The organism is Burkholderia sp. SIMBA_051 (assembly GCF_046534915.1).
GTDB classification, from domain to species: Bacteria; Pseudomonadota; Gammaproteobacteria; order Burkholderiales; family Burkholderiaceae; genus Burkholderia; species Burkholderia ambifaria.
On record NZ_JAWRXS010000124.1, the window covers coordinates 1 to 326 of the forward strand.

Below are 326 nucleotides of genomic sequence, written 5' to 3' on the forward strand. Positions count from 1 at the left end.
GGCGATCGCGCACGCGCAGGAAGAAGGCGCGCAGCGGCCCGGGCGCTTGCGTTGCACCCCAAGCGGCTTCGACCAGCATCGCCCGAGCATAAGAGCGCCCGCGCTTGGTGATGTGACCATGCCTGGCCGGTGCCGGACCGGATTGATAGACTGATGGATTGAGACCGAAGTAGCTCACCAACTTCTCCGGATTCGGAAACCGCGCGATGTCGCCGATGGCCGATAGCAGTCCGATCGCCACTGTGGTGTTCACGCCAGTGATCGTTAGCATCACGCGCAATCGCGCATCGTCGATGGTCGCTTGCGCGAGCGCTTGCTCCACCTCG

At 63.8% G+C, this 326-nt stretch carries 1 protein-coding gene; it reads right to left on the bottom strand.

What is annotated here, in order from left to right:
• On the bottom strand, positions 1-326 hold a 326-nt coding region (locus tag SB771_RS33845; RefSeq protein ID WP_410721900.1), incomplete at both ends, for a transposase.